The 2,370-nt window shown below is 71.1% G+C and carries 1 protein-coding gene; it reads left to right on the forward strand.

All coding sequences use genetic code 11. The annotated features are described in order from the left end of the window. Nucleotides 1–261 precede the first annotated feature (261 nt). A complete protein-coding gene (gene acs, locus ACFV61_RS02550) occupies nucleotides 262–2,217 on the forward strand; it encodes an acetate--CoA ligase (RefSeq protein WP_063348674.1) in 1,956 nt (651 codons plus the stop codon). Nucleotides 2,218–2,370: the final 153 nt, after the last annotated feature.

Raw genomic sequence — 2,370 nt, forward strand, 5'->3', positions numbered from 1 at the left:
ATATATACACTTGATTTGTCGTCGGCAGCGTCTGTTGTGTATACGACACCGGGGCACGGCCCCTCCGGCCGGCGTACGGCGCACCGCCCCGAGGCGGTGCGCCGTACGATGGTCCGTTCGACTGTTGGTCAAAGGTCTACACCAATTACCCGGAGGCTCTTGTCAAGTGCCCCATTCGCCTGGTGAGCTGTGCGCTGGGACACACGGGACAATCCCCACGCACGGGATCGTCTCCGATCATGACTCGATGAGGAGTGCGCGTTGAGCAACGAGAGCCTGGCCAACCTGCTCAAGGAGGAGCGGCGATTCGCCCCGCCGGCAGAGCTCGCCGCCGCCGCCAACGTCACCGCGGCCGCGTACGCGCAGGCCTCCGAGGACCGCCTGGGCTTCTGGGCCGAGCAGGCCCGCCGCCTCAGCTGGGCCGTCGAGCCCACCGAGACGCTGGACTGGTCCAACCCGCCCTTCGCCAAGTGGTTCGCCGACGGCAAGCTCAACGTGGCCTACAACTGCGTCGACCGCCACGTCGAGGCCGGTCTCGGCGACCGGGTCGCGATCCACTTCGAGGGCGAGCCCGGCGACAGCCGCTCGATCACCTACGCCCAGCTCAAGGACGAGGTCTCGCAGGCCGCCAACGCGCTGCTGGAGCTCGGCGTCCGCAAGGGCGACCGGGTCGCGGTCTACCTGCCGATGATCGCCGAGGCGGTCGTCGCGATGCTCGCCTGCGCCCGGATCGGCGCCACCCACTCGGTGGTCTTCGGCGGCTTCTCCGCCGACGCCGTCGCCTCCCGCATCGAGGACGCCCAGGCCAAGCTCGTCATCACCGCCGACGGCGGCTACCGCCGCGGCAAGCCGTCCGCGCTCAAGCCGGCCATCGACGAGGCGCTCACCAAGGTCGACGGCGTCGAGCACGTCCTGGTGATCCGCCGCACCGGGCAGGAGATCTCCTGGACCGAGGGCCGTGACGTCTGGTGGCACGAGATCACCGCGCGCCAGTCCACCGAGCACGCCCCCGAGGCGCACGACGCCGAGCACCCGCTGTTCATCCTTTACACCTCGGGCACCACCGGTAAGCCCAAGGGCATCCTGCACACCTCGGGCGGCTACCTCACTCAGGCCAGCTACACCCACCACGCGGTCTTCGACCTCAAGCCGGAGACCGACGTCTACTGGTGCACCGCCGACATCGGCTGGGTCACCGGCCACTCGTACATCGTCTACGGCCCGCTCTCCAACGGCGCCACCCAGGTCATCTACGAGGGCACCCCGGACACCCCGCACCAGGGCCGGTTCTGGGAGATCGTCCAGAAGTACGGCGTGACGATCCTCTACACCGCGCCGACCGCGATCCGCACCTTCATGAAGTGGGGCGACGACATCCCCGCGAAGTTCGACCTGTCCTCGCTGCGGGTGCTGGGCAGCGTCGGCGAGCCGATCAACCCCGAGGCCTGGATCTGGTACCGCGAGCACATCGGCGCCGGCAAGACCCCGATCGTGGACACCTGGTGGCAGACCGAGACCGGCGCCATGATGATCAGCCCGCTGCCGGGCGTCACCGAGACCAAGCCGGGCTCGGCCCAGCGCGCCCTGCCGGGCATCGCGGCCACCGTGGTCGACGACGAGGCCAACGAGGTCCCGAACGGCTCCGGCGGCTACCTGGTGCTCACCGAGCCGTGGCCGTCCATGCTGCGCACCATCTGGGGCGACGACCAGCGCTACATCGACACCTACTGGTCGCGCTTCGCGGGCCGCTACTTCGCCGGTGACGGCGCCAAGAAGGACGAGGACGGCGACATCTGGCTGCTCGGCCGGGTCGACGACGTCATGCTCGTCTCGGGCCACAACATCTCCACCACCGAGGTCGAGTCGGCCCTGGTCGGCCACCCGTCGGTGGCCGAGTCCGCCGTGGTCGGCGCCACGGACGCCACCACCGGCCAGGCCATCGTCGCCTTCGTGATCCTGCGCGGCGGCGCCACCGAGAGCCCGGAGCTGGTCGAGGAGCTGCGCGCGCACGTCGGCCGCACGCTCGGCCCGATCGCCAAGCCGAAGCAGGTCAAGGTGGTCGGCGAGCTGCCGAAGACCCGCTCCGGCAAGATCATGCGCCGTCTGCTGCGCGACATCGCCGAGGGCCGCGAGGTCGGTGACACCACCACCCTCGCCGACAGCACGGTGATGAGCCAGATCCAGGCCCAGCTGCCGCCGGCGGGTGGCAACGGCTGAGCCGGCCGACACGGTGAAGCGTGGGCCCCGGGGGGGGGGGCCCCCCCGGGCCCCCCCCCCCGCGGGGGGGTAAACCCCCGACCCGGGGGCCCCCGGGGGGGGGACGGGGGGGCCGGGGGCGGGGCCTGGCCCCCCCCCGCCGCGTGCGCCGGG

Source organism: Kitasatospora sp. NPDC059817, assembly GCF_042731835.1.
Taxonomy (GTDB): Bacteria; Actinomycetota; Actinomycetes; order Streptomycetales; family Streptomycetaceae; genus Kitasatospora.